4 protein-coding genes are annotated in these 3308 nt (G+C 34.6%); all 4 read left to right on the forward strand.

All coding sequences use genetic code 11. The features are described 5' to 3' along the window. Positions 1–643, forward strand: a 643-nt coding sequence (locus F0000_RS26750) for a tyrosine-type recombinase/integrase (protein ID WP_149627759.1), incomplete at its 5' end; no start/stop codon positions are given. A gap of 19 nt (positions 644–662) precedes the next feature. Beyond that, the gene (locus tag F0000_RS26755; RefSeq protein ID WP_188112308.1) at positions 663–1541 is read left to right on the forward strand and encodes a tyrosine-type recombinase/integrase; all 879 of its coding nucleotides are present in this window, start codon (positions 663–665) and stop codon (positions 1539–1541) included. 202 nt (positions 1542–1743) lie between these two features. After that, the gene (locus tag F0000_RS26760; RefSeq protein WP_149627761.1) at positions 1744–2034 is read left to right on the forward strand and encodes a hypothetical protein; all 291 of its coding nucleotides are present in this window, start codon (positions 1744–1746) and stop codon (positions 2032–2034) included. 73 nt (positions 2035–2107) lie between these two features. Next, positions 2108–2641 (forward strand): ORF6N domain-containing protein, encoded by a 534-nt coding sequence (locus F0000_RS26765; RefSeq protein ID WP_149627762.1) that lies wholly within the window; start codon positions 2108–2110, stop codon positions 2639–2641. Positions 2642–3308 lie beyond the last annotated feature (667 nt).

Here is a 3308-nt window from a genome sequence, read left to right on the forward strand (position 1 = left end):
AACCTTACCTAAATTATCCATTGATTGGGAGCAAGACGACACAGGAACAATCGAAACCTTAACTATACAAGAAATCCAACAACTCTACAAAGCTACAAGACATTATCCCAGAAATATAAAACACACCAAACCTGAATACTTTTTTGAAGCGATTGCCTTACGTGACTGTGCCATACTAACCATATTTTACGGTTGTGGATTACGCAGAAATGAAGGGTATCATTTACAAGTAGAGGATATTAATTTTGATCGGCAGATACTCCACGTCAGAAAAGGAAAAGCTAATAAAGAACGGTTTGTACCCATCAACAAAGCCAACCTAAACTATTTACAAGAATATGTATACGATGGCAGATCAATATTGATAAAAGACAAAACAGAAAGTGCTTTTTTTATAGGTGAACGTGGCAAACAACTTACTGCACAATCCATTGCCATACGATTAAAGATATTACAACAAAGGACTGATAATATTGTATTACAAGAGAAAAATGTACGATTACACGTATTACGTCACAGTATTGCCACACATCTACTTCAAAATGGAATGCCATTAGAAAATATAAGCAGGTTTTTAGGGCACACCAGTTTAGAAAGCACTCAAATATACACTCACTTGGCAATGCCAAGCGATGATATATGACAAACAAAACGAAAAGATTATGGATTTTAAAAATTACTTATTCTCCAAAGGTTTTAGTTCTCAAACCACAGCTACTTACCAAAAAAATCTACTTGCCTTTATCGTTTGGACAGATGCACAGCAAATAGAATCTGAACAAGCTACTTACAGGGAATTATTGGGATATATCCAACATCTACGAAACAAAAATGTAGGTAGTCGTGCCATACAATCCTATATCAACAGCTTAAACCATTATTACAAATGGGTAGTGAAACGTAGCTTACGAAATGATAATCCAACCACAAATATTGATATCAAAGGCATCAAACGTAGAAACTTATATCATATCCTTAGCAAGCAAGAACTCGAAAAATTATATTACGATTACAAAGAGTTATCAAGTCAAAGCCCATCCGAAAAGCGTAATGAAATCATAGTGAGTTTATTGGTATATCAAGGTTTAACCACTACAGAACTCAAAAAACTGACCATTCAAGATGTAAAATTAAGAGAAGGCAACATCTATATCGCTGCTACTAGAAGAAGCAACGAAAGAACTTTAAAATTAGAATCCCACCAAATACTAGATATTATGGAATATACCTTGCAAACTAGGCAAGCCATATTATCTGAAACTAAAAAGGAAACCGATCTATTTTTCGTCAGTACAGGCAATAGCTTACAACTAGGTAATGTCCTTCAAAAACTAATGCAACAATTACGTAAGCAAAGCAGAAAAATAGAAAACCTTAAACAAATAAGAACTTCGGTTATTACCTATTGGCTCAAAAACTACAATCTTAGGGAAACCCAATATATGGCAGGACACCGTTTTGTAAGCTCTACAGAAGCCTACCTAATCAATGACTTAGAAGATTTACAGACCGACATTAATAAATACCATCCTATTGGATAAAACAACAACATTATGAAAACACAAAATAGAAGCCCATAAAAAGAAATACATATTTACTCCTTGAAGCATATATAAATCAGACAAAGTGTATTTTTACAATCAAATCCCGCTATGTTCGTAAGTTAAGGAAACTCTTACGCTGTACATTATGCACAGAAGGAGAACTAAGGCGGGTAATTTTTAATCCTTTAAAGTCATAATTATGAAATCACAAGAATTTACTTCTAAGTATGTAAATACAATACATACAGACCCAACAACCAAAGAAACCTATATCAGAGTACCAATACAAGATTATGGAGAACTATCTTTTATGCAGCATACTTTGATAGAAAACCTGAATTTGCTAAGTCAGTTAGATGATACCTTAAAAACTGAAAGAGATATGAAAGACAGTATGTTCTGGATATCCAAAATACTATTGGCTAGTTATCCTGCCGAAGAACTCGAAGGAATAGCAAAACTGATCAAAGCAGCATCAAAATTAATGTAGAAACATAATTATATTGGAGATCACAAATTATGATCTCCAATATATCTATTTTTATAACCTGAAAACAAAACTAATGAGTAAAGAAATTAGCATACCAGACGAAATAATCACCAATAAAATTTACTTAATCAGAGATCAAAAAGTAATGTTAGATAGAGATTTAGCAGAACTTTATGGAGTAGAAACAAAACGTTTAAAAGAAGCCGTAAGAAGGAATAAAGAACGTTTTCCAGAAGATTTTATGTTTGAAATGACCAAAGAAGAGTTCCAAAATTGGAGGACGCAATTTGCGACCTCCAAATCAGATCAACGAGGATTAAGATACGCTCCTTTTTGTTTTACCGAACAAGGAGTAACAATGTTATCTTGTGTTTTAAATAGTAAAAAAGCAATCGAGGTGAATATTAAAATCATTAGGGTTTTTACCAAATTACGTCAAATGCTTACAGAAAACTTAAACCTACAACTTGATATTGAAGAAATTAAAAAGAAACTGACCAATCATAGTAAGAATATAGAATTAGTCTTTGACTATTTAGATGAACTCAATCAAAAATTAGATACTCAAAAAGCAAAAAATAGAAATAAGATAGGCTACAAGAAATAGCCAAGTGAGTCGGCTATCGCCTCCGATTTACTATTATCACATCAGCCCGAAAAGGGCTTTTGTAATAAGCTGTTATAAGGTGTTCCTTCGTCACGCCACAAGCTATTTTTTGTTATTCCACAAGTGCAGAAAAAGCACTTGTTCCATACCGCTCCAACTTCCTCACCTTCGGTCGTCAGTCTCCACTACAAACAAATAGCCTTGCTCTGTTCCTCTTTCACCCGTAGCTACTTTTTTGCTTAAAAACAATATGGTACGCTATCGCTATGAGTTATTTAAGCATAATCGCTACTTCATGGGCTACGCCGCTGGTCGCAGCCTACAGGATTTATATTTTGAATAGTTTATTGTTTTTTCAATTGATAAAATAAAAATCCAGTGGCACACAAAACCGTTACACTCCTTTTTTTGTGTCGGCTACTCCTCTTCGCTATGGCTACGCCAGTTATGCGTACACGCAGTTATCTTCAATCGCCAGATGGCTATGATTAATCTTAAAGCTGAAGGTCAGCAGCAACGGCAGTTGCGCACTTCAGCTTTAAGATCAATCGTTCTCACTCATACGGAAAAAACGCTTCAAAAGTGGAAGATTGAAAGGCAAATGCGGTGGTGATCTTCCACTTTTGAAGTGTTAGGCAAAGTGCCGATTGAACGTCACACAAACTTG

The organism is Aquimarina sp. RZ0, from assembly GCF_008370685.1.
Classification (GTDB): Bacteria; Bacteroidota; Bacteroidia; order Flavobacteriales; family Flavobacteriaceae; genus Aquimarina.

Coding starts and splice junctions, on each gene's coding strand:
- F0000_RS26765 (WP_149627762.1), top strand. CDS start 2,108: ATGAGTAAAGAAATTAGCATACCAGACGAAATAATCACCAATAAAATT.
- F0000_RS26755 (WP_188112308.1), top strand. CDS start 663: ATGGATTTTAAAAATTACTTATTCTCCAAAGGTTTTAGTTCTCAAACC.
- F0000_RS26760 (WP_149627761.1), top strand. CDS start 1,744: ATGAAATCACAAGAATTTACTTCTAAGTATGTAAATACAATACATACA.